Below are 23,363 nucleotides of genomic sequence, written 5' to 3'. Positions count from 1 at the left end.
GTGCAGCGCAGTTGATGCGCATTCAAGGGGGAATGGGGTATTTTGATTACGGAAACTATTGCTACGGGTGCTGCGAATAATTTTTCAGCGCGATCACAATCGGATGGGCTGTTTACAAATAACTTTAAGGAAACACCGGTTTGGTGGGATGATGCGCAACCGCTGGACTTGTCGCCCCGCAACGACAATGGGGATGTGCACAGCATTCTGCCCAATCGCGTCGATGTCGCCGTTATCGGGTCAGGCTATACCGGGTTGAATGCAGCGCTGGAAACGGTCCGCGGGGGCCGCAGCACACTGGTCCTGGATGCAGAGCAGGCCGGATGGGGGTGCAGTTCGCGCAATGGTGGGCAGATCAGCACAAGCATAAAGCCCAGCATCGAAAAACTGGCAAAAAAATTTGGTGTGGAGCGCGCGATTGCCATTCACCGTGAGGGTCAATCTGCCCTGGAATGGATCGGCGACTTCATCCGCAACGAAGCCATTGAATGCGATTTCAATCATGTCGGCCGTTTCCATGCCGCCCACACGCCTGCGCATTACGAAATGCTGGCCCAGGACGCGAAGCAAAAGACTGCCGATATGGCTGAAGTCGAAATGATACCGCGCAGCGAACAGCGCAAAGAGCTTGGATCGGACGCCTATTTCGGTGGTGCTTTGTATCCAAACCATGCCTCTTTGCACCCTGCAAAGTATCATTCAGAACTGCTGAAGCGGGTGCTGGATGCCGGGGCGCAAGTGCTTGCCCATACGCCCGTATTGCAAATTGAAAAATCCAAAGATGGTTTTGTTTTAACAACAAACCGCGGCACCCTGATGGCCCGCGATGTTGTCGTCGCAACCAATGGCTATTCTGGAAAAGTTCTACCCTGGCTGCGGCGTCGTATTATACCGATTGGCAGCTATATCATCGCGACAGACGTCCTTCCAGAATCGCTGGTCAATGAATTATTCCCTAAAAACAGGATTGCCAGCGACACGTGCCGCGTTGTCTATTATTATCGCGCGTCGCCAGACCGTCGCAGAATTGTCTTTGGCGGTCGCGTCAGTGCGCGGGAAACCGATCCAAAACTCAGCGCACCGGCTTTGTACAAGGATATGACCCGCATATTCCCGGAACTGCGGAATTACAGGATTTCGCACAGCTGGGCGGGAACAGTTGCGTATAGTTTTGATACATTGGCCCATTGCGGGCGGCATGACGGGATGTATTACGCGGCCAGTTACTGCGGGTCCGGTGTTTCCATGGCCAGCTATCTGGGCATGCGGACCGGCAAGCGGATTCTGGGTCTAGAGTCTGGCAAAACTGCGTTTGATGATCTGCCATTCCCGACACGCCCCCTTTACTATGGAACGCCTTGGTTTCTGCCAGCGACAGTCGCCTGGTATCGTTGGTGCGATACACGCGCCAGTGAAAAGGCCAAACGTCACGCGGCCCCTTTGGGTCGGTAAAAGTCTCCCAGTCTGCAAAATGCGGGATTGGGATTTAAGGAAGTCGACGCACCAATCTTTCGGGATCTGAACAAGCGGCGGCGAATAAGAAATCGGGGGACGGCTGTCGTACCGCCGATCTAACACAGAGGAGTAGTATGATGAAACACAAGATTATTTTGGCCAGTGCGGCAGCGGCTCTGCTGGCCAGTTCGGCAATCACCGGCAGCGTTTATGCTGAGGACACAGTGACGATCGCGTCATGGGGTGGGTCATATCAGGAATCCCAGAGCAAGGCGCTGTTCGTTCCGGCAAGTGAAGCGATGGGCGTTACGGTCAAGGAAGAAACCTACGGCGGTATGTCCGATGTGCGCCTGCAAGTCGGAACCGGCGCAGTTACGCTGGATATCGTTGTCAGCGGGTCCGGCAGTGCTGCGCGCGCTGGCGTGGAAGGCCTGTTAGAGCCACTGGATTACTCCGTGATCGACGTTTCCTCCTTCTATCCGGGAACTTATGACAAATATTGCGTCGGCGGTGATGTCTTCTCCGTGGTAGCCGCCTGGAACACGGAAACTTATGGCGAAGATGGTCCCAAGAGCTGGGCCGACTTTTTTGACACTGAAAAATTCCCTGGCAAACGCGCCTATCGTGGCAAGGTTGCCGGTGCTCTTGAGCCCGCCTTGATGGCCGATGGGGTGCCTATGGAAGATGTCTATAAGGTCCTGGATTCAGAAGAAGGGATCGAACGCGCCATTAACAAGATCCGCACCATCAAGGATCACATCGCGGTCTTCTGGTCCTCTGGTGCGCAACAGGCACAGTTGATGAAAGACGGTGAAGTCGACATGACCACCGGTTGGAATGGTCGCTTTGATGTCGCGAAAGCGGATGGCGCCAAAGTATCCTATACCTTTAATCAGGCATTGCTGGATTACGATTGTTTCGCCATCCCCAAAGGTGCGCCAAACAAAGATCTGGCGATGAAGTTCCTGGCTGAAATCTCCAAACCGGAATATCAGGCCAACCTGCCCAAATACATCACCTACGGCCCAACCAACAAGGCCGCCTATGATCTGGGTACAATCGATGCGGATGTTGCTATGGCGCTGCCGTCACATCCAGACAATGCGGCCAAACAGCTGCCAATCAGCCTGGAATGGTACGAAAAATGGGAAACCATTGCGGCTGAAAAATATCAAGAAATGCTGACAGAATAAGGTAAGCATGGATTAGGGTGCGGCTGTCTGGTTGGACATCCGCACCCCCTTTTCCTGCATAAACGCACCGCTTAAAGACTGCGCGTTTAAGAGACCATTTCGCCTAAAGGGAGTTTGCGTGTGACCAATCAAGACAGAGAAGCTCTGCCCATCACGATCCGCGGCGTGACCAAAGCCTATGGTCGCACAAAGGCCCTGGATGCGGTTGATCTGGATATTAAAGAGGGCGAGTTCCTGACCCTGTTGGGACCGTCTGGATCCGGCAAGACAACATTGTTGATGGTCCTGGCCGGCTTCACCAGACCCGATTGCGGCAGCGTTTTGTTTGGGGATAAGGAAGTCATCCACATGCCCCCGCATCTGCGCGATGTCGGAATGGTTTTCCAAAGCTATGCCCTGTTTCCGCATATGACGGTTGCAGGCAATATCGGGTATCCGCTGCGTGTGCGCGGTATATCAAAGGACGAGATTGAGAAGCGCTGTGAATGGGCGCTGGAAACGGTTCAGTTGGGTGGTTACGGCGAACGCCGTGTCGAACAGCTGTCGGGCGGACAAAAGCAGCGTGTCGCGCTTGCCCGGGCCATCGTTTTTGAACCCCAAATTCTGTTGATGGATGAACCGCTGTCCGCACTGGACAAGAAGCTGCGCGATCATATGCAAATTGAACTGCGCCGCCTGCATGAAAAATTGGGCATGACGACAGTGTATGTTACCCATGATCAACGGGAAGCGCTGACCATGTCCGACCGTATTGCGGTTGTGAACCATGGCAAGCTGATGCAGGTCGACACCCCGGACCGGATCTATGACCAGCCCGCCAATCGCTTTGTCGCAGATTTCATTGGGGATTCTGCCTTTCTGCCGGTCACGCGGTCGGGCAATACAGCCTCTTACGCAGGAACGGTTCTTAAGATTGATCACGCCCTGCCGGACGGCGACCTGCTGCTGATGATCCGCCCGGAACGCCTGAAAATTCAAACCGGAACCATGTCGGATGGCAGCAACAGTTTTGAAGGCATTGTCAGTGATGTTGTCTATCAGGGCGACAGTTTCGCCCTATACGCAACCCTGCCCGATGGACAATCCGTCAGTTTACGGGGTGTCATTCGATCATCCACCCTATCTGCCTTACCGAAAGTCGGCGCGCCCATAAAGTTATATCTGGAGCGTGAAGATACTATCCTGATTTCTGCGGCGGAGGCGTAACGATGACAGCCAGCAGCATTTCAGACACATCCCCACAAGGTCAGGACCTGAACGCAGGCGTTCTGAAACGGAATGCATGGTGGGAGCAATTCACCCAATTTGGATTATGCTCCCCCGCCCTGCTGTTGGTTCTGATTATTTTGGTCCTGCCAGTCGGATGGCTGTTCTCCGTCTCTTTCATTGGTGCAAGTGGTGAATTCTCGCTTGAGAATTATTCGCGCATGATAGAGAGCAAATCCTATTATCGCATCTTCATCACCACATTCCAGGTCAGCCTGCTCAGCACAGGATTGTGTATCCTGATCGGATATCCGTTTTCATATTTTCTATCGCAACTGCCAAGCCGCCTTGCATCCCTGTGTCTGATCACGGTTTTACTGCCATTCTGGACATCCCTGCTGGTGCGCACCTATGCCTGGCTGGTCCTGTTACAGCGCAAAGGCCTGGTCAATGATTGGGCGATCCAGTTGGGGTTGTGGGAAGAGCCGATCAAACTGGTGCATAACATGACGGGAACGCTGATTGGCATGGTCCATATCATGCTGCCGTTTCTGGTCCTGCCCCTGTACAATTCCATGAAAGCAATTGATCGCAGCTATTTGAATGCCGCGTCCAATCTGGGGGCATCCCCTGTTCGAATTTTCTGGACCGTGTTCTTCCCCTTATCGACACCCGGGCTTTTTGCAGGCGCGCTGATCGTTTTTGTCCTGTGCCTTGGTTTCTTTGTGACACCAGCGGTATTAGGTGGCGGGAAAGTCATCATGGTCTCCATGAAAATCGCATCCAATATTGAGCTTTTTGTGAATTGGGGAGCGGCAAGTGCGCTGGGCGTCATCTTGCTGCTGCTGACAATGTTGATCCTGTGGTTTGCCGGTCGCTTCCTGGGATTTGACAGAATGGCGGGGAGTGGCGTCGGATGAGAAACTGGTTAAACCGTTCGGTCTCAGACACTCAAATTACGGTAAGACAGCGCCTGTGGCTCTATGTCTTCTCCACCATCATCATGATCCTTCTGGTGGCGCCGACGCTGATTGTTATCCCGATGTCATTTTCAGATTCTCAGTATCTGGAATTCCCGCCCAGGGTCCTTTCCAGCCGATGGTATGAAAACTACTTTGGGTCTCCAGAATGGATGTCTGCGACAGTAACGTCCTTTCTGACCGCCTTTCTGACAATGCTGGTGGCAACCCCCATTGGGGTGCTGGCCGCCTATGGTCTGCACAATTCCAGCAAAAAGGTCAGCAAGATCGTGTTCATCCTGCTGATCACACCGATGATGGTGCCCCTGATCCTGATCGCGATTGGCACCTTCTACATCTATGTGAAACTGCAAATCCTGTACACGCTGACGGGGCTGGTATTGGCGCATTCCTTATTGGCATTGCCGCTGGTGCTGATCGTCACAGCGTCTGCCCTGAAAAGTTACGACATGAATTTGGAAATGGCGGCGCGCAGTTTGGGGGCCGCGCGCTGGTGGGCCTTCCTGACCATCACGCTGCCACAAATCCGGTTCGCCGTGATCACGTCGGCATTGCTGTCCTTTCTGACATCTTTCGATGAAGTGGTGATCGCGATGTTCATCTCTGGCGGGGACAATCCGACGCTGACTCGAAACATGTTCAACGCCTTGCGCGATCAGATCGATCCGACCATTGCCTCGATTTCCACGATAATGATCGTCGTAACATCCCTGCTGATGACCATTGCGCTGCTGTTTGGCAAAACCGATACAAAGAGTTCAAAGTGATCCCAGAAACAAGTGCAGCAGACTATGACTTTATCATAGTCGGGGCGGGTTCAGCAGGATGCGTGCTGGCCAATCGCCTGTCGGAGAATGGGAAATATTCAGTTTGTATTCTGGAGGCGGGCGGAACGGATCGCAGATTCTGGGTCGCTGTTCCTTTGGGATATGGCAAGTTGTTCTATGACCAGACCGTCAACTGGTGTTACAGGACAGAGCCGAGCGACGGATTTGCCGGACGTTCGGATTACTGGCCCCGTGGCAAGCTGTTGGGCGGGTCCAGTTCCATCAATGCAATGGTCTTCATCCGTGGGCAAAAGGAAGACTATGATGATTGGGCATCCGCTGGAAATCCCGGTTGGGATTGGCAGTCGGTCTTGCCCTTCTTTAAAGGACTGGAAACCTTCGAGGCTGGCGGCGATGCTTATCGCGGTGCGGCGGGGCCACTATCTGTTTCCCGGGCGGATCATAAAGCACACCCTCTATGTGCTGCTTATTTCCAGGCGGCGGATGGCGTCGGATTACCATTCAATCCGGATTTTAACGCCGCCAACCAGGAAGGGGTGGGCTTTTACCAGGTAACGACAAAGAACGGTCGCCGGCATTCCGCTGCGAAAGCGTTTCTGCGACCCGCTATGGGCCGCAAGAATTTAACCGTGATCACCGGGGCCTTGACGACACGCATTGATTTTGACGGCACCCATGCGGTCGGCGTGACCTATCGCAAGAACGGCACGGATTGTACACTGCGGGCCGGGCGATCCGTCATCCTATCGGCAGGCGCGATCAATTCCCCGCAATTGCTACAATTATCTGGGGTCGGACCGGCAGAACTGCTGCGTAAACACGGCATTACACCAGTGCTGGACCAGCCCCATGTCGGCGCCAACCTGATGGACCATGTCGGCATAAACTATACCTACCGCGCAAACATCCCCACATTGAATACTATTCTGCGACCCTGGTGGGGCAAACTGTGGGTTGGTCTGCAATATATACTGACACGCACCGGCCCCCTGAGCCGAAGCATCAATCAAGCAGGCGGTTTTTTTAAAACCGATCCAGCCAAACCGAGACCGAACATGCAGCTGTACCTGCAAGCACTTTCAACCCTGAAGCCAAAACAGGGGGAGCGTCCCTTACTGACGCCTGATCCCTATCCCGGCTTTTCCATCGGCCTGTCGAATTGCCATCCCTATAGTCGGGGATATCTTGAGATTACATCCGCCGATCCGACAGTCCCACCGCGCATAGTCGCAAATCCCTATGATGATGAGCGCGACGTGCAGGAGATGCTGAAGGCCGTCAAACTTGTCAGGGAAATTGCAGCCCAGCCCGCCATGGCGTCCTTGATTGAGGAAGAGCTTTTGCCGGGCCCAGACTGTCAGAGCGATGAGGACATGATTGCAGATATCAGACGACGCAGTGGAACCGTCTATCATCCCAGCGGCACCTGTCGCATGGGCCCGGATGCTGCCAGTGCCGTCGTTGATTCAAGATTACGCGTCCATGGCCTGTCAGGCCTTCACGTTGTTGATACATCAATTTTTCCCAATATTGTCTCTGGCAACACCAATGCATCGGCCATGATGATTGGGGCTAAGGGGGCTGCGATGATCTTAGAGGATGTCCGATCATGAAAATCACCAAACTGGAAACCTTCAGCATTCCAGCCGTCGCCTTCACGCGGCTGACTACAGAAGACGGATCGACCGGATGGGGACAGGTATCGACCTATAATGCCGATATCACAGCCCAGGTCTTCCATCGACAGGTTGCACGGTGGGCCATAGGGCGCGACACCGGCGATCTGGGCGTTCTGGTGTCAGAGATTCCAGAACGGGAACATAAATTTCCAGGTTCCTATATTTATCGCGCAATTGGTGGCTTGGACACGGCGATCTGGGATTGGCGCGGCAAGCAGGCGGGTAAGCCGGTCGTTGAATTGCTGGGCGGCAGTGCCGGGACAATCCGCGCCTATGCATCCTCTATGAAGCGCGACATCACGCCCAAGGATGAGGCCGCACGGTTCAAGCGCCTTCAGGATGCCCATGGCTTTGATGCGTTCAAATTCCGGGTGGGGTCAGAATGCGGTCATGACAAGGATGAATGGCCAGGACGCAGCGAAGAAATTGTGCCAACGGTCCGCAAAGCCTTGGGCGAGTCCGCAACCCTGTTGGTCGATGCCAATTCCTGCTATTCCCCCGCCCGCGCGATAGAGCTGGGCGCGATGCTGGAAGACAATGGCGTCAGCCATTTTGAAGAACCCTGCCCTTATTGGGAAATGGAACAAACTGCCGAGGTCACAAAGGCCCTGTCTATCGATGTGACCGGTGGGGAACAGGATTGGGACCTGCACCATTGGAAGCGCATGATCGCCATGCGCGCCGTCGACATCATCCAACCAGACGTCATGTATATGGGTGGGATGGAACGCATTCTGAAAGTTGCCGCCATGGGGGCGGAAGCTGGCCTGCCCTGCACGCCCCATTGCGCCAATCTGTCCCTGGTGACCTTGTTTACCATGCATTTGTTACGGGCCATTCCCAATGCCGGAAAATATCTGGAATTCTCCATTGAGGAAGCGGATTACTATCCCTGGCAATACGACCTGTTCGTGGAATCCCCCTATACCATCACGGATGGCAAGGCGACGGTTACTGACGCGCCGGGCTGGGGTGTTGAAATCAACCCGGACTGGCTGGCCCGCGCAACCTATCAGGTCACCAAGTTGGAGGCCTAGATTAAGCATTGTTGTAATACCGAAAAACTGTAGAAATAGCGTTGGACGTCCGTCTCACCTTCTTCGCATACTTCAAGGACCCATCATGATCGATTTGAAAACATTTGCCGATTTGGCCGGTCAGCCAGTTGGTGAATTCTCCCCGAAGCCGACGACTATAACGCCTGGCCAAAAGGAAGCTTCCGCCCCGCTTTGGACCTCCGCCGATGGGTTGACGCATATTGGCGTATGGGAATGCACGCCAGGTGTCTTTACCGCGGATCGCACGAAATCAGCAGAATACTGTCACATCATTTCGGGGACTGCGACCGTCAAGAATAGTGACGGCAGCGGTCAGCGCGACCTTGGCCCAGGTGACCTGCTGATCCTTCCGCTGGGCTGGACCGGCGAATGGACGATCCATACCCATATCCGGAAACTGTATGTGATCAACGCGGTGGCATAAGTTTCGGTTCAGCCTGAAAGACCGCCGGGCTCAATCGATCCCACCTAGTAGGAACGGGGCATGCCAAGCACATGCTCCGCCAGGTAACTTAGGATCAAATTCGAGGATATCGGCGCGACCTGATACAGACGCGTCTCCCGGAACTTGCGCTCAATGTCATATTCCTCGGCAAAGCCAAAGCCGCCATGTGTCTGAACACAGGCTTCTGCTGCCATCCAGGACGCCTCTGCGGCCAGCATCTTGGCGATATTCGCCTCTTCGCCACAGTCTGCGCCAGCCTCATACAGACCAGCGGCGTGATGGACCATCAATTCGGCGGTTCGCATATGCGCATAGGCCTTTGCCAAAGGAAACTGGATGCCCTGATTCTGGCCGATTGGGCGCCCGAACACGACCCGTTCGCAGGCATAGGCCGATGCCTTTTCCAGGAACCATTTCGCATCCCCAATGCATTCCGCCGCGATTAAGATGCGTTCAGCATTCATGCCAGACAGGATATAGCGAAACCCCTTCCCCTCTTCGCCCAGCAGGTTTTCGACAGGGACCTTAACATTTTCAAAAAAGACTTCTGTCGTTGAGTGATTCATCATCGTGCGGATCGGCTTAATGGTCATGCCATCCTTCTTTGCCTCACGCATATCGACGATCAGGACGGACAATCCGTCAGAGCGTTTCTTAACGTCCTCTTTCGGGGTTGTCCGCACCAACAGCAGCATAAGATCTGAATGTTCAGCGCGGCTGGTCCAAACCTTCTGACCATTGACGATGTAATGATCCCCCTCACGACGCGCAAAGGTGCGCAGGGATAGCGTATCGGTGCCACTGGTCGGTTCCGTGACCCCGAATGCCTGAAGGCGCAACTCTCCAGACGCAATCTGAGGGAGATAGCGCTGCTTCTGCTCGTCATTTCCATGCCGCAGGACCGCCCCCATCATATAGATCTGAGCATGACAGGCGGCGCCATTGCCCCCTTGCCTCTGAATCTCCTCGAGGATTGCAACGGCCCCGGACAGCGCCATGCCAGAACCACCATATTCTTCAGGAATCAAAACCGACAGATATCCAGCGTCAGACAGCGCCTTAACAAAATCGCTGGGATAAGCCGACTCCCTGTCCAGCGCGCGCCAATATTCAGGCGGAAACTCTTGGCACAGCCTACCGATGCTCTCTCGGATCTGAACAATCTCTTCATTCTCATTGAGGGATTTAAACTGCATGGAATCCTCTTACCTCTTGGAACGGTTCCCACGCATCATGCGGTTACAGAAAGCTCAAGAAAAGCCGAAACAAGGCAGACCATCATATAGGACAAAAAGCTAAACCCTTATGGTGCATTTAAAATTCTGGTTGCACTTGTATCGTGTAACATTGGACAGAATGAATGAAGCACCGGCCAGATAACAGACCGACCTTCGGCATGGCCCCGTTGCCCCGGTGCTCAGAAACCGTCGCGATTTTAACCTTAACTGCCGTCTTTCTCGCTCGTTATGCGACGATATTTGAAAGCCCATAAAATGGCGGCAACTGGAAAGAAAAGGCCCGCCCAGGACAATACGTCAAACAGCCCATCATCCAGCAATCCCGCGATGAGACCAACCAGTGTCAAAATCGCTAAGAGCAACGGGATTGCGAAAATCTGCCAATTGGTTTTGGCGGTAATGCGACGGTGCTTCATGACCGACTTCCGGAAAACTGGGCGGAATGAGCAGATGATTTGGTCTCTGTTTCGGGGCGCACCGTCTTCATTTTTCCCAACCACAGATACAATCCGCTGACCAGAATGACGACGGCCAGGATATCCAATATGGCCCACAGGACCTTCATCGGCATCCCACCATAATCCCCGAAATGCAGCGGAGAGGACAATCGAAGCGCCGTCATATACCAGGGCATTGTGCGCATCGCGGTGAATTCGCCCGTTTCCGCATCTATCAGGGCCGGTGTCAGCAATTGGCTGGTTGCTGGCGTCGCGCCACGCAGCCAGACCGCGTAATGGTGGTCACTGCTGAACCGGACGCCTGGAAAAGCGACGAATTGCGGGCGCATGCCGGGACTTGCAGATTTTGCGGTCTCAACCGCCTCATGCAGTGAAGAAAAAGTGTCTGGCGTTTCTTTACCGCCATAGATCTGTGTTAGTTCTGAAAGCTGTTGCCAACGCCACAGATCAACCAGGGGCGTTGATATCGTCTGGATTATTCCAGTCACCGTAACAACAGTCAGCCACATCATGGTCACGATGCCCAAGAGGTTATGAAGGTCCAACCATGTCTTTCGGGCCACACGCTTAACTGATGTGCCACCTGTCGGGGATGTCGTCTTTACATCGCCAGCCAGTGCTGCGGAATCCCGCCTACCGCGAACGCGCAGCGTCCCAAAATCCAGCCGCCGCATGAAGGGTGTATAGACAACCACGCCAGAAACAATCGCCAGGATCATAAGGAACCCCATCAGGCCCAGGAAATATTCCCCCCAGGGCCCAAGGAACATATCGGTATGCAGGTCCAGAATGAAGTGCATGATCCCGTCATCGGTAATCGCACCGACGATTTCCGCGCTGCGCAAATCGATTGAGGTGATGTGCATCTGTTCCAACGTCGATCGCGCCACCGGACCGGTCGTGACATTCACGACCGGTCGATCAACATCAAAACTCATGAACAGGCCACGCTCTCCCGGATAAGTATCCAATGCTGTCTGCAAAGCCTCGTCCAAAGACTTCAAAGGCGTTCCGGCCGGCATTTCAGGCAGGGCCTGATCCTCTTCCAGAAGACTTTCGATCTCGTCATGAAAGATCAGCGGCAGGCCTGTCAGGCACAGCATCAACATGAATACTGTGCAGACAAGGCTGGTCCATTTATGCAACCAGATCCAGACTTTAAGCGAACGGTTAGACATTGGCGGCTGCTCCGGCTTCCCTCTTACCCCATCAGAAATTGGTGGAGACCGAGAGTTTCCCTGTCAGCGGCGCCCCTTGCGTTAGATATCCACCCTGCACGGAAGCCCAGTAGGCATTGTTCGTCACGTTTTCGATATTCGCCCGGAACGTAACGTCCTGACCGTCAAAGGTCTGGGTCGTGCGCGCGCCGATATCCAACCGCGACCATTCGGGAACCCGCTTTGTATTCGCCGTATCCTGATATTGCGTTCCGGTATAGATCATCCGGGCGCTTAGTGTGGTTGCGCTGAGATAGGGAAGGTCCCATTCGACACCCATATTGGCCTGATATTGTGGCGCACCGACTGCGAAATTGCCATCATTGGTGCCACCCGCCGTTTTGGACAATTCGGCCTGGGTATAGGTCACGCCGCCTAGAAGATGGATATCCGGGGTCAGGTCCCCAAAGGCTAATAGTTCGATGCCTCGGTTTCGCTGTTCACCATCAATGCCAAAGACATTTGTGGTCGGATCGGTGATCCCGCTGGGTTGGCTGGTCTGGAACACAGCCGCTGACCCACCGATTGTCCCATAATCCAATTTCACCCCAGCTTCATATTGTACAGAGACATAGGGGGGGAAGACCTCGCCAGTATTTGCCGCCGTGGTCGGTGCGGTTGGTCCCTGGGCCAAACCTTCGATCCTGTTGGCATAGAGTGAAATCTGTTCCGTTGGACGGATCACCAGGCCGACAACTGGGGATAATTTGGATTCATTGTAATTCGACGTTTCCCGAAGGCTGGTCCGGTTATAGCCCTTCACCTTGACGGTCTGGTGTCGCGCGCCCAGCGTGACCAGCACTTGATCGTCAACAAATCCCAGCGTGTCCGAGACGAAATAGCTTCTGAGCCAGGATTCACTGACTTTTGGCAGGTCCTGCAGGTCCCCACCGGTGGATGTCGCGTTGGGAATGGACACGCTGACTGGATTATAGATGTTCGTATTTTGACTTGACCCGAAAACGAAGGAGTTGCGATTGACCGTGTGGAAAGCGGACATGCCCGCATTCATCTGATGGGTGACATCACCGGTTTCCGCCTGAGCACGCCCCCCAAACTGACCGCTTAAGGTCTGATCCTCACGCGGAACGTCCAATCGCCCGATTGTGGCATCCCCGGCAACATTCGTCACCGTTGGGCTGGCATAAATTCCGTCCTCTCGCATAAAGCGATAGCCAACCGCGCCATACAGGGTCAGCGAGTCCAGCACATCATATTCACCCCGCATCTGGATGAAGCGATCTTCCAGGTTAGAAAAGGAATAGTCTGTCCCATAATTGGTATTCGCATCAGGCGCGTCGGGAATGACCGACGAACTGACATTGACGACCGGGCGCCCCTTGTCGATCCGCTGTGATTGCAGCAGCGTATCCAGGGTCAATCGCACCTTTTCACCGCGATAATCCAAGGCCGCAGAGGCAAGGCGAGAGGTGCGTTCCTCGTCGTCAATTGCAGTTTCGCCTTGTCGTGAAGAAAGATTGACGCGCATGCCAAACGCATTGTCAGCCCCAAACCGGCGACCAACATCTGCATGCCCGCCAAATTCTGACGTCATTCCATATTTACCGGTCAGAGAGGTTATCGGTGTGTCTTCAGCACGCTTTGGCACCAGATTAATAGTGCCCCCCGTCCCGGTGCTTCCCGGCGGGATACCGTTCACAAAGGCACTGGCCCCCCGAAACACTTCCACCCGTTCATAGGCGTCGATATTGGCGATCTACCGAGGTGTCGTCCCGTACAGCCCGTCCATCGACACATCTTCCATGGCCAATGGGAAACCACGCACCACAAAAAGTTCTGAAAAGTTCCCAAAACCATACCCGCTTCGAACCGATGGATCATTGGCCATCACATCCGCAATTGATTCCGCCTGCTGATTGCGGATTGCCTGCTCTGTATACCCGGTCGCGCTGAACGGCGTTTCCATCATGTCCTGATTTCCCAGCACCCCGATCCGGGCGCCCCGCGCCACCTGGCCACCGGCATAAGGGCTGGGCAGATTCTCGATGTCGGATAGGGGGGAGGTTCCAGTTCCCGCTACCGTAACGGGATCCAGCAAGATCGTTGATCCCGTTTGTTCGGCACGCTTTTCGATGGCGATGGTCGATCCATCGACCATGCGATAGGTCAGATCGCTGCCGGCCAAAAGCGTCGCCACGGCCTCGTCTGAGGTCATTTCGCCCGTCACAGCAGGGGATTGAATACCGCGCACAAGGGCTCCATCCACCGTCACCTGAAGCCCGGATTGTTGCCCGAATACGGCCAGCGCACTGGCCAAAGGCTGTGCCGGAATATCATAGTTCTGAACAGATCCGGTGTCGGCCTGGGCCAACTGCAACGGTGTCATGCCCCACAACGGGGCCTGAGAAGCGGCAAATGACTGTTTTTGAGTCTGTAAACCCTGCGGTCGGGCTTCTTGTGCTGCCACTGGGCCATGGCTCAGCACGGCAACCAGCGCCGTCGTCACCAATAGGGCGCTGACTCTCAAACTCCGGTTTTTGCGGATATTGCACGCACAGTTTATCGCCATTGTATCTCTCCGGTCTTAATTCTGATTGGCAGAAACAGATCGTCTTCGCATGGCGATGGCTGTGCGAATGCGTCTTATTTCCATTGTTCTCCTGCAGAGACGATGGCCGAGAGCGCCTTTCTAAAAAAAACTTTTGGAAAATTTATATACTGTTGATTTTAAAAGATTCTTTTATTTTTCGGATAAAATCAGAAACCAGGGCGTGACACGCCACAGCGTCAGGTTATGCGCCAGGGCGACCGCCCGAACCGCATTTTCCGGGTCGGTAAGACTGTAGTATCCTGTGATCGGTCGATCTGCCAGACCCGGATTGGCCAGGATCACAGCGCCGGGAAGATAATCCTGTAATTGATCAAGGACCGCGCCCAACGGTTCGTCCTGAACAACAAGTCGGTCTTCCCGCCATGCCGCGACCTGAGACGGGGAAATTACCCGCAACGCAACCGCCCCCAATCGGTCAATAGACGCAGATTGGCCCGCAATCAGGGTTTCAGAAACCGTTTGGGTGGCTGAGTGATAGTCAATCCGCACACTGCCTTCACTTACCGCGACCGTATTCCCGTAATCATTCAAGCGAACCGAAAATTGCGTTCCCGTGACCGTCGTGACGAGGTCACCACTGAGAACGCGGAATGGCCAGTCAGAATTCTTTTCGACCGAGAAGTAAGCACTGCCGGAAAGCAGATCTATACGGCGCTCCTTTGTCGTAAAATCAATGGCAAGGGATGTTTCCGGTGCCATCGTGACCGTGCTGCCATCCTGCAATGTGACGATGCGTGTTTCAGCCGTACCAGTCACGTAATCAGATTGAAGCTCCCTTGAAATGGTTGGCAGAAATGCGAGCAACAGACAGGCCGCCACCGCAAGCCCCACCAAGGACCCCCAGCCACGGTGCGGGCGGTTTTGGTTTCTGACGGATCTCATAGGCCTGCCAACCGTTGCATCGGTCGCTGATTTTGCCAGGGTCTTCTGGTGTCCCCAAACTTCCTTGAATACCGGTGGGGTGTCACGAATCATAATGTCGACCTGTCCGCTCGCCTGCCAGGCCTTGGAATGAAGAGGAGAGGCATTTAACCAGGCCGAAAACGCTTTCTGCAAATCGGGGTCGTCCGGGTCGTCCTGCAACAGGATCAACCAGTTTGTCGCCTCCCGTGACGCGGTTTCCAGTGCTTGGGGCGGGTCGTCGGTCATGCTGTTCCTCAAACTGCGGCAATTGACGGAAGCCGGGCGAGCGCCGACCCTGTGATAAATGAAGCCATCCATTGATAAAGGACGGTTACCATGCGGTATTTTCTAGAAAATAATTGAGTTACAGGATCAAGGCCACCCCAAGCGTCGCTTGCAATGGTCTACACCCTCTGCAACCAATATATGCGCCATTGGCAGGGATATGTTCAAGGTGGCAGCAATCTCGCGCAGTTTGAACCCACCAATACGGTGCATTTCCAGCGCAATGCGGGTTCGCCTGGGCAATTCCGCCATCGCATCCTGAACCTGCGAAAGCTGATCCCGATACAGGGCAATCGTTTCTGGCGTTGCCGTTGACGGTGCGTCGTGCCCCCCCTGACCATCGTCGCGCTGGTTTAACAGGGTCCGCTGTTCCCGCGCGGTTTTACGATGACCATCAATCGCCAGGTTACGCACGATCCGATACAGATAATTTCGGGGTTCATCCAGCCGCCGCCGGTCGGTCGCCTGGGACAGGCGCATCCAGGCTTCCTGGACCAGATCTTCCGCATTGGCGCGATTGCCGGTTAATCCAGACGCATAATCGACCAGTGCCGCCCTATGCGTTAGAAAAAGGTCCTGTATATTGGCATTCTGTCCCAAACTGAACGATCCTTTATCGATCCTGAACGCGACGGACAGCCTGTGACCCAACTGTCAGCCTGATAGAAATCGAGCGTATTAATACTAATAATCATTCGCAAATTAATCTTGTAGCGGTACATATCTCGCAATGCAACAGCCCTATATACGGACGGACCATCCGCACCGCGTCCGGCGATTGAACATTGGGACACCGCACGGCACACCGATATCTGTCGTGCCGACCGGAAGAATTCAGTTTAGGAACGCGTTTAGGCTGAGAGTAACATTCCCTGGGCCTGATTACTGGGCGCACGATGAAATTTTCCATCCTGCATGATCGCCACAATACGCTTCTTGTCCTGCAATATCCGAACATCGCGCAACGGGTCCCCATCGACCAGAAGCATGTCTGCCAGATAACCTTCCTTGATCTGACCCAGCTCGTTGCCCATGCCCATGATCTGGCCGCCCAGCTGGGTGGCAGACTGAATCGCCTCCATCGGGGTCATGCCAATCAGATCGACAAAATATTCAATATCCTTGGCATTCGTGCCATGCGGCGTCCAGGCGAAGCCATAATCACCGCCGATCAGAACCCGGATACCCCGCTTGCGCATTTTCTGCATGGACTCGACGGCATGTTCCAACTCACGCTCATAGGCATCGGTAATCGGTGTACCGGGTTTAATGCCAAATTCCCCTGCATTGCGGGCTGTATTCAACAACCAGGCCAGGCCCGGCGCGACGAAATGTTTGTCCTTATTGGCTTCCAGCATATCCAGCGCTTCTTCATCGGTGAACGAGGCGTGATAGATATTGTGAATACCAAACTGAACGCATTTCTTGATTGATTCCTTGGACCTGGCATGGGCGGCAAGGCGGCGTCCCCGGCTGCGGGCCTCATCACAGGCGACCTTGATTTCGTCATCGGTGAACTGATTTTCTTCAGCCCCCATGCCGGTAATCTCTTCCCCCGACAGGTTCAGCTTGATCGTATCAACGCCCCATTTCATCAAAATTCTTACATTGCGGCGCATGTCTTCAACGCCCGATACCACAATGCCCAGGTTAAGGCCTTCATGATCAATATGCGGCAGGGATGCATCCCCCAGGCCCCCGACAGAAGTAAGCTCCGGCCCGGCGGCGGTATAGCGTGGGCCCGGCACCTTGCCGGACCGAATGGCGTCACGGATCACCACATCCAAACGTGGCTTAGCTGCCGCCGCCCCGCAGCCAGCCGTAAAACCGGCATCCAGCACAATTTTGGACATATAGACGCAATTGAGCATATGCTCTTCAATCGGCATCATCTGAATGGGATTGATCCCCGGCGCATTGTTCCAGCTGAGATGCAGATGCGCGTCTATCAGCCCTGGCATCAGGGTCATGCCACGCCCGTCGATCCGGGTGCTGCCAGTGGTCGACCAACTGTTCAGGCTGCCGCCAAAGCCACTGCCCGTCCGGGTGATGGATTTGATGCGATTGCCCGATACCGTGACCTCCCCTGAAAAGGGTGGCTCACCCGATCCATCCAGGATCTGAACATTGCCGAAGACTATATCAGAGGGACCTGCAGCAGCATCGCCACCCCTGCCGCCCCAGCCACTGAACCGGTTCTCTGCCATGATTTCTCTCCCTTTCTAACGGGGTCCCCTCAGGCTCAGGCCTGGGCGGCCTCCAATGTTTCCAGCAACAGGGCGGATGACCGCGCCGGCGCCTCAATCATCATCCAATGCCCAACATTGGGCAGCACTTCCAACCGTGCGCCCGCAATCCGGTTCTTCAGCGCCGTTCCCATTGCAACAGGGGCAACCGGATCTGCATCACCAGCGATCAGAAGGGTCGGGCAGCGGATGGCGCTGTGATCTGCAGGCTCCATAGTCGACAAAGCCTCACAATGATGGGCATATCCCGCCGCATCCTGGCGCATCAAACTCTCGCGCACGAAGGCTGTCGTAACCGGGTTTTCAGCCCGCGATGCCGCAGACAGGCTGCCCTTGCAAACAGCATCCGCAATCCCTGCCATACCGTCCTTGCGGGCAGCAGCCGCGCGTTCCTTCAATCCCTGTCGCGCGGCGACGGGCGGCTCCAGAATGGCACCGAACAAGGTCAGGCTGCGCACAAGCTTTGGACTGCTTGCCGCAAGATACTGACACAGGATCGTCCCCATGGAATGGCCAACGAAATGCGCAGATTCTACGCCCGTCGCGCGCAGGGCATCCTGAATGGCTTGCGCCAGACCTGGCAGGCCCTTTAATCCGGGGCGCAATCTGGACCGACCGGCACCGGGCAGATCAGGGCGCAACACACGATAGTCCCCCAGATCTGCCATTATCGGCTGGAAGCTGTTTGAACTGCCACCAAGTCCATGGACCATTACCACCGCCTCACCGGTGCCCGTATCCTCAATCACCATACTGCCCAGTCGTACATCCGCCATGATCAATACGCCTCAACCGGGTTTTCCAGTGTCCCAATGCCCGATATCTCGACCCGAACGACATCGCCCGGCACCATATATTTTGGCGGCTTGAAGCCAATGCCCACACCTGCTGGCGTTCCCGTGGCGATCACGTCCCCCGGCTGCAAGGTGATGCCATTGGACAGGGCGGCGATGATCGTCGGAACATCGAATATCAGAAGCTTGGTGTTCGAATCTTGGCGTATCTCACCATTCACCCAGCATTTCACTGTCGTGTCGGCCAGATCCACTGCATCGGCGGTTACAGCCCAGGGACCCATTGGACAGAAACTGTCCTGCGATTTCCCGATCAGCCATTGGCTGTGCTGACCCTGTAAATCCCGCGCGGTGATATCATTGACGATCGTATATCCCCAAACATGAGACAGTGCGGCTTCCGGTGCGATGTTACGACCGCCCTTGCCGATGATCACAGCAAGCTCTGCTTCATAATCAATGGCGGTGGAGACACTGGCATCAATGCGGATCGGGTCACCCGTCCGCACGACACATTCCGGTACCTTTGAGAAAATGATCGGTGCTTCCGGGATCGCCCCTTTCGCCGCGGAACTGTCAAAACCGGACGAGGCGAATTCATGCGCATGATCGAAATAATTCTTTCCAACGCAGAAAATATTGCGCCGTGGGCGGGGAACAGGGGCCAACAGGGACACATCTGACAGCGCCAGAACTTCCGCCGTCGCGGGTAGATCGCGCCCAATCAAGGCGGTGACCCCCGCTTCCGCCACAGCATCGGATGCGATATCCAGACGTGTCACCGTGTCATCTGATTCTGAGACAACGCCGATATGACGCGCACCCTTCCATTCAAATACTGCAAGTTTCATGATCGGCCTTTCTATCGATACAAATCATCTGGAATTAGGATGGAAGCCCCGGTGGTCTGGCGACCTTCCAGGGCGCGATGGGCCTGGGCAGCATCGCTGAGCTTGTAACGGCGGGCTGGTTCAATTGCGACAATGCGCTGATCGATAGCCTGGAACAGCCGTTGCGTAATTGCCTGCACCTTTTCTGGTGTGTCGGTATAGTGGGCGAAATTCGGGCGCGACAGGGTGATCGATTTCGCCGCCAGCGAGCCGATATCCCATGCCCCGATATCGCCGGAAGCCTGGCCAAAACTGATCAGGTGACCACAGGGCGCTAATGCTTCCACAGAATGCGCGAAGCTGTCGCGACCAACCGCATCATAGATCACATCTACGCCCCGCCCCTTGGTGAGCGCACGAACCTGGTCTTCCAGGCTGTCTGCACCGGGCAGAATGACGTGATGCGCGCCAGATGCGCGGGCAAGTCGCGCTTTCTCCTCGGTTGAGGTCGCACCAATGACAGTCGCCCCAAGATAGGCCGCCCATTGGCATAACAGCCGCCCGACACCGCCTGCAGGCGCGAAGATCAAAACGGTCTCCCCCTTTTGCACCGGATGGACACGATGCAGCAGGAATTCAGCACTCATACCTTTCAAGAGGCCCGCCGCAGCGGTCGCATCATCAATGCGATCTGGCAACGGAATGACCAAAGCCGCCGGCATGGTGCGTATCGTTGCATAGGCACCAACAGGTGGACAGGCATAGCCAACGCGCTGACCGACGGAGAGATGACGCACACCGGGTCCGACATCGATCACCGTGCCCACAGCTTCCATTCCCGGCACGCCCGGCGGCGACAACAGTTTGAAATATCCGGTCCGGCAGTAGACATCGATGTAATTCACTCCGATGGCGGTCTGCGCCAACCGAACCTCGCCGGGACCTGGAACAGGGGCTTTAATCTCGACCGGCTGCAATTCGTCCGGCCCGCCATAGCGTTTGATCCCCATGGCCATGCCATCCATGCCCGGACCAGCCTGCGATTGAACAGAAGGGGCGCTGGGGGTGGATGAGGCGACCCGCTTGCGGATTGCCTCGAACCCCGCGACATAGACACCATCTGCGACCAGCGCCGCCAATTCATCCGCCCGCCCCTTTGGCGCATCAAAGCGTGAGGTCCAGGTGCAGAAAGTCCCGTTCCCGTCGGTAACAGGCTTTAGCTTGATTTCGGCAATGTAATTCTGAAGCGGCACATCGCTTTCAACAATGGCATAGCGCAGGCTGTGGTCCTTGTCAGACAGGGATAGTAACTGTTCGCGCAGCCCTTCCCCGGACTCCAGTTTGAAATTACGAACCGCCCCAATCTGGTCGGTCTTCCGTCCAGCTTCCAGGTCGCTGCACGCGACGGCGGGGTGCCAGCGGTCATGACCGTTAAAGTCCCGCAGAATCGCCCATACCGCCGCAAGGGGCGCCTGGATGACAGTGCTGCGGTGTACCGTAACCATGGGTCAGCCCCCGAACCGGCTCTTCAGGGCATCGAATCCGCCCTGAAACACGCCACCGCCAATGGAAGCGGTCAATTCCGCTTCCCGGTCTGGCGCACAGTCGAAATCAGCATACCATTCTGCGAAGCATCGATTGCCATCCGTGACGGGGCTCAATTTCATCACAGCGACATAGTTTTCCACGCCCATCGGGCTTTCCAGGATCGCATAGCTGCAACTGAAGTCATAGTCCGACAGCGCCAAAAGCTGTTCGCGGATGAACCCGCCGTCTTTCAGGCGGAAGGCGCGCACACAGCCGACCTGATCTGCGGGGCGGCCTTCTTCGATGCGGCTTTCTGCAATGCTCGGATGCCATGCGGGCAGCGCATTGAAGTCACGAACCACCTTCCAAACCTGATCCACAGATGCCGATATGATGGAAGACGCATAGACATGGGTCATTCGTCATCCCCCGACTTCTTCTTGCTGCCTTGGGCAGCAGTGGCCAGACTTTGGGCATCCTTGGCGGACCGGAAAATATCCCCCATTTTCGCGACATTGGGATTTTCCACACCGATCTGCTTCATCATCTCATCGATCAGCGGGGCCTGTGCGCGATACCGCAATGCGCTTTCAATCACCTCATCGGTTGGGGACCGACTGCCGCCACCATTACCGTTGCCGCCGCCCAGACCATCGACATGCAGGATCTTGATCCCTTCGATGTTTTCCAGCGGCCGCACGCTTTCGCGCACGATGCCTTCCAGGCGATCAATCATCTTGCCACGCAAGGCACCGGCACGGGCATCCTCGCTGAGAACATTTTCGGCTTCATTGCGCAGACGTTGGGCCTCTGCGGCAACGCTGGCTGTGATCTTCTCAGCCTCAGCAGCAATAACCGCGGCATCCGCATCCTTCTTGGCCAGCAACCGGTCCACAGCCGCGATGCGTTCAGCCATTTCTGTTTCGCGGACGGTGCCAACCTTCTCTTCCGCCGCAACCGCCTTGGCGCGCGCACCTTCGGTTTCGACCATTGCATCCGCTTCAGCCGCCTGCTTCTGCAGGATACCGATATGTTTCTCAATTTCCGCCAGTTCCAGGGCCAGAGCACGCTCAATCTCCAGGCGTTTCAAATCGCGCTGCTGCAGAATGCGGGCTTCTTCCAGGCCACGATTGGAGGCAATGCGCGCCCGCTCGACCTCTTCTTGAGCGGAAATCTCAGTCTCTTCGATAGCCTGACGCTGGGCAATCTGTTGCGCGCGCAACAGGCGGTCCCGTTCGATACGGGCCTTATCCAATACCTGTTCCTGGGCAATACGCGCCGATTCCACCGCCTTGTTTGCAGAAATCCGTGCGGTTTCCACCTGCTGGCCCCGAGCGATTTCATGGGCCTCAATTTCCTCATCCGCCGTGATCCGTGCATCGCGCAATTGACGTTCAGAAACGATCTTAGCCCGTTCCACATCCTCACTGGATGCAATTTCGGCTGTTTCGATCTCATGGCGTTGTTTGATCTGCTGCGTGCGAATTTGTTTTTCGCGCGCGATCCGGGCGGCTTCCAGGGCCTCTTCCTGGGCGATCCGGGCCTGTTCGATTTCCAACTGCGCCTTGATTTCCGATCCTTCCAGGGCGCGGCGGCGATCAATATCGTATTCGCGGGTTTCGCGTTCGCTGGCGATCCGGGATTTTTCCGCCTCGGCCTCCATCGCGACACGGTTGCGCACGATCTCCATCCGCTGTTCTGCACGCAGGGCTTCCAGCGCACGCTCCTGGTTCAGGCGCGAATTCTCGCTTTCCTGTTCCAGGTGCAGCGTCTCTTTTTCTGCCGCCAGATTGCGTGTGCGAATGGCAACCATCGACGATTGTTCGATGTCATTGCGCAGCTTGCGCCGTGACTCGATGGTTTCGATCAGTTGCGTCAAACCTTCAGCGTCAAAGCGATTGGCCGGATTGAAGAATTCCAGATTGGTCTGGTCCAAATCCGTAATCGCAACGGATTCCAACTCCAGCCCATTGCGCGCCAGCGCCCCGGCAGCACGCTCTTCGACAATAGATACAAAGTCGCCGCGCTTCTCATGCATTTCATCCAAGGACATCTCAGCAGCAACCGACCGCAAGGCCCCAACGAATTTCCCATTCAGCAGATCCGCCAGTCCCGCTGGATCCATCGTTCGACGGCCCAGGGTTGACGCGGCCGCTGCCACAGCATCGGGCTTCTGGATAACACGGACGAAAAATTCGGCTTCGATATCCACGCGCATGCGATCGCGTGTAATGACAGCCGATTCTTTCGTGCGCGAGACGGAGATGCGCACCACGTTCAGATTGACGGGCGTCACCTCGTGGATGATCGGCAGGACCAGGGCCCCACCATTGATCACCACTGTCTCCCCCCCAAAGCCGGTGCGCACGAAGGCGACCTCTTTGGTTGAGCGATGATAAAGCCAGTTCAATAGATAGACGACCACCGCTATTGCGATGATACCTATGATGAGCCACAGAATTATTGATCCAATCAGACCGGTTGTCATG

At 55.4% G+C, this 23,363-nt stretch carries 21 protein-coding genes; 8 read left to right on the top strand and 13 right to left on the bottom strand.

From position 1 onward, the window contains the following. Positions 1–42 precede the first annotated feature (42 nt). From ACOSDR_RS11475 to ACOSDR_RS11440, 8 genes are all read left to right on the top strand, one after another. Positions 43–1,452 carry an NAD(P)/FAD-dependent oxidoreductase gene (locus ACOSDR_RS11475; protein WP_420724921.1) on the top strand — a complete coding sequence of 470 codons (1,410 nt, stop codon included), beginning with the start codon at positions 43–45 and terminating at the stop codon, positions 1,450–1,452. A 137-nt stretch (positions 1,453–1,589) separates the two neighbouring features. Continuing rightward, on the top strand, positions 1,590–2,648 hold the full coding sequence (locus tag ACOSDR_RS11470; protein WP_420724922.1) for an ABC transporter substrate-binding protein: 1,059 nt from the start codon (positions 1,590–1,592) through the stop codon (positions 2,646–2,648). Positions 2,649–2,768: 120 nt separating this feature from the next. Beyond that, positions 2,769–3,854 carry an ABC transporter ATP-binding protein gene (locus ACOSDR_RS11465; protein WP_420731343.1) on the top strand — a complete coding sequence of 362 codons (1,086 nt, stop codon included), beginning with the start codon at positions 2,769–2,771 and terminating at the stop codon, positions 3,852–3,854. Positions 3,855–3,856: 2 nt separating this feature from the next. Beyond that, positions 3,857–4,774: an ABC transporter permease gene (locus ACOSDR_RS11460; protein WP_420724924.1), complete on the top strand. Its 918-nt coding sequence runs from the start codon at positions 3,857–3,859 to the stop codon at positions 4,772–4,774. Beyond that, a complete protein-coding gene (locus ACOSDR_RS11455; protein ID WP_420724925.1) occupies positions 4,771–5,601 on the top strand; it encodes an ABC transporter permease in 831 nt (276 codons plus the stop codon). Before ACOSDR_RS11460 ends, ACOSDR_RS11455 begins: the two co-directional genes overlap by 4 nt. Next, a complete protein-coding gene (locus tag ACOSDR_RS11450; RefSeq protein WP_420731341.1) occupies positions 5,598–7,235 on the top strand; it encodes a GMC family oxidoreductase in 1,638 nt (545 codons plus the stop codon). The genes ACOSDR_RS11455 and ACOSDR_RS11450 overlap by 4 nt, the downstream gene beginning before the upstream one ends. Beyond that, complete coding sequence (locus ACOSDR_RS11445; RefSeq protein ID WP_420731339.1) at positions 7,232–8,338, top strand: mandelate racemase/muconate lactonizing enzyme family protein; 1,107 nt, start codon at positions 7,232–7,234, stop codon at positions 8,336–8,338. Before ACOSDR_RS11450 ends, ACOSDR_RS11445 begins: the two co-directional genes overlap by 4 nt. Positions 8,339–8,423: 85 nt before the next feature. Next, on the top strand, positions 8,424–8,783 hold the full coding sequence (locus ACOSDR_RS11440; RefSeq protein ID WP_420731338.1) for a cupin domain-containing protein: 360 nt from the start codon (positions 8,424–8,426) through the stop codon (positions 8,781–8,783). A gap of 44 nt (positions 8,784–8,827) precedes the next feature. Here the strand turns inward: ACOSDR_RS11440 and ACOSDR_RS11435 are convergent, their stop codons facing one another. From ACOSDR_RS11435 to ACOSDR_RS11375, 13 genes are all read right to left on the bottom strand, one after another. Continuing rightward, on the bottom strand, positions 8,828–10,000 hold the full coding sequence (locus tag ACOSDR_RS11435; RefSeq protein ID WP_420731336.1) for an acyl-CoA dehydrogenase family protein: 1,173 nt from the start codon (positions 9,998–10,000) through the stop codon (positions 8,828–8,830). Between the two features lie 245 nt (positions 10,001–10,245). Beyond that, entirely contained in the window at positions 10,246–10,458 is a 213-nt protein-coding gene (locus ACOSDR_RS11430) for a hypothetical protein (protein ID WP_420731335.1), read from the bottom strand. After that, entirely contained in the window at positions 10,455–11,678 is a 1,224-nt protein-coding gene (locus ACOSDR_RS11425) for a PepSY-associated TM helix domain-containing protein (RefSeq protein ID WP_420731334.1), read from the bottom strand. The genes ACOSDR_RS11430 and ACOSDR_RS11425 overlap by 4 nt, the downstream gene beginning before the upstream one ends. A gap of 31 nt (positions 11,679–11,709) precedes the next feature. After that, entirely contained in the window at positions 11,710–13,425 is a 1,716-nt protein-coding gene (locus tag ACOSDR_RS11420; protein ID WP_420731500.1) for a TonB-dependent receptor, read from the bottom strand. A gap of 9 nt (positions 13,426–13,434) precedes the next feature. Then, a complete protein-coding gene (locus ACOSDR_RS11415) occupies positions 13,435–14,247 on the bottom strand; it encodes a secretin and TonB N-terminal domain-containing protein (protein ID WP_420731332.1) in 813 nt (270 codons plus the stop codon). A gap of 171 nt (positions 14,248–14,418) precedes the next feature. Continuing rightward, positions 14,419–15,438: a FecR family protein gene (locus tag ACOSDR_RS11410; protein WP_420731331.1), complete on the bottom strand. Its 1,020-nt coding sequence runs from the start codon at positions 15,436–15,438 to the stop codon at positions 14,419–14,421. 126 nt (positions 15,439–15,564) lie between these two features. Continuing rightward, complete coding sequence (locus ACOSDR_RS11405; protein WP_420724934.1) at positions 15,565–16,077, bottom strand: sigma-70 family RNA polymerase sigma factor; 513 nt, start codon at positions 16,075–16,077, stop codon at positions 15,565–15,567. Positions 16,078–16,328: 251 nt separating this feature from the next. Continuing rightward, entirely contained in the window at positions 16,329–17,684 is a 1,356-nt protein-coding gene (locus ACOSDR_RS11400) for an amidohydrolase family protein (RefSeq protein ID WP_420731329.1), read from the bottom strand. A 35-nt stretch (positions 17,685–17,719) separates the two neighbouring features. Further along, positions 17,720–18,499 (bottom strand): alpha/beta fold hydrolase, encoded by a 780-nt coding sequence (locus ACOSDR_RS11395; RefSeq protein ID WP_420731327.1) that lies wholly within the window; start codon positions 18,497–18,499, stop codon positions 17,720–17,722. A 2-nt stretch (positions 18,500–18,501) separates the two neighbouring features. Beyond that, positions 18,502–19,368: a fumarylacetoacetate hydrolase family protein gene (locus ACOSDR_RS11390; protein ID WP_420731325.1), complete on the bottom strand. Its 867-nt coding sequence runs from the start codon at positions 19,366–19,368 to the stop codon at positions 18,502–18,504. An 11-nt stretch (positions 19,369–19,379) separates the two neighbouring features. After that, entirely contained in the window at positions 19,380–20,852 is a 1,473-nt protein-coding gene (locus ACOSDR_RS11385) for an SRPBCC family protein (RefSeq protein WP_420731323.1), read from the bottom strand. A gap of 3 nt (positions 20,853–20,855) precedes the next feature. Beyond that, positions 20,856–21,293: an SRPBCC family protein gene (locus ACOSDR_RS11380; protein WP_420731321.1), complete on the bottom strand. Its 438-nt coding sequence runs from the start codon at positions 21,291–21,293 to the stop codon at positions 20,856–20,858. Then, positions 21,290–23,362: a flotillin domain-containing protein gene (locus ACOSDR_RS11375; RefSeq protein WP_420731319.1), complete on the bottom strand. Its 2,073-nt coding sequence runs from the start codon at positions 23,360–23,362 to the stop codon at positions 21,290–21,292. The genes ACOSDR_RS11380 and ACOSDR_RS11375 overlap by 4 nt, the downstream gene beginning before the upstream one ends. Position 23,363: the final 1 nt, after the last annotated feature.

Source organism: Hwanghaeella sp. 1Z406 (assembly GCF_048892425.1).
Classification (GTDB): Bacteria; Pseudomonadota; Alphaproteobacteria; order UBA8366; family Aestuariispiraceae; genus Pacificispira.
Note: the sequence above shows the minus strand (reverse complement) of the source record. Positions and strands in the feature narration are given on the sequence as shown.